1 protein-coding gene and 1 pseudogene are annotated in these 906 nt (G+C 75.7%); both read left to right on the top strand.

Annotation, left to right across the window (positions count from 1 at the left end; all coding sequences use genetic code 11):
• Positions 1–256: pseudogene (locus AC2W7G_RS17310) on the top strand (hypothetical protein); the annotation flags it as partial.
• Between the two features lie 14 nt (positions 257–270).
• A partial coding sequence (locus AC2W7G_RS17305; protein WP_485869528.1) for an ABC transporter transmembrane domain-containing protein occupies positions 271–906 on the top strand: 636 nt, incomplete at its 3' end.

The following is a 906-nucleotide window of genomic DNA, read 5'->3' as shown; positions in this document are numbered from 1 at the left end:
CCCGTGGCCGCGGCGTCGGTGCCGCGCTGCTCGACGCTGCCTCGTCGCCGCGCGCACGTCCGGGCTGGCCGAGGTGCGGCTGTGCTCGCTGCCCGAGATGACGACGGCCCACCGGCTGTACGGCTCGCGCGGCTTCGTCCGGCGGCCGGACCTGGACTGGCGCCCCGTTCCCGGACGTCCTGCTGTGGGGCTTCGCGCTGGACCTCGCCGCCCGCTGAGCGCCGCGGGACCGGGTGCCGCACCGGCAGGCCGGTGAGGAAGGATGGACCGGTGCCTCGACCCGTCCGTCCCGCCCCCGCACCGGGCGCCGCGGACGTCCCGCGCACCGCCCGACAGGTCGTCCTCGGGCCGTTCACCCGGAACCGGCGGCTCGTCGCACTCAGCTACCCGCTGATCGTCCTGTGGCAGCTGGGCGAGGCGGCCGTGCCGGTGATGGTCGGCGTGGTCGTCGACCGGGGCACCGCCACCGGGGACCTGGGCCCGTTCCTGCTGGCCTGCCTGGGGCTGGCCGTCGTCTTCCTCGTGTTCAGCCTGAGCTACCGGTTCGGCGGACGCATGACGCTGCGCGCCCAGCAGGCCGAGTCGCACCGGCTCCGGCTCGAGGTCGCGGGCCACGTGCTCGACCCGCGCGGGCTGCGCGACGAGCAGCTCTCCGGCGAGACGCTGTCGCTGGCCACCTCCGACGCGGACAAGGTCTCCATGCTGGTGCGCCAGCTCGGCTACACCCTCGCGTCGCTGGTGACGGTCGTGCTCACCGCGGTCTACCTGCTGCAGGTCGACGTCACCCTCGCGCTCGTGGTGCTGCTCGGCCTGCCGGTCACGGTCGCGCTGACCCAGGCCGTCTCCCCCACGGTCGCCCGCCGCACCGAGCGCGAGCAGGCCGCCCTGGCCCGCGTGGCCAGGCTG

Source organism: Aeromicrobium sp. PFPM2_SD2 (genome assembly GCF_057364525.1).
This window is presented reverse-complemented; position numbering and strand designations above follow the sequence as displayed.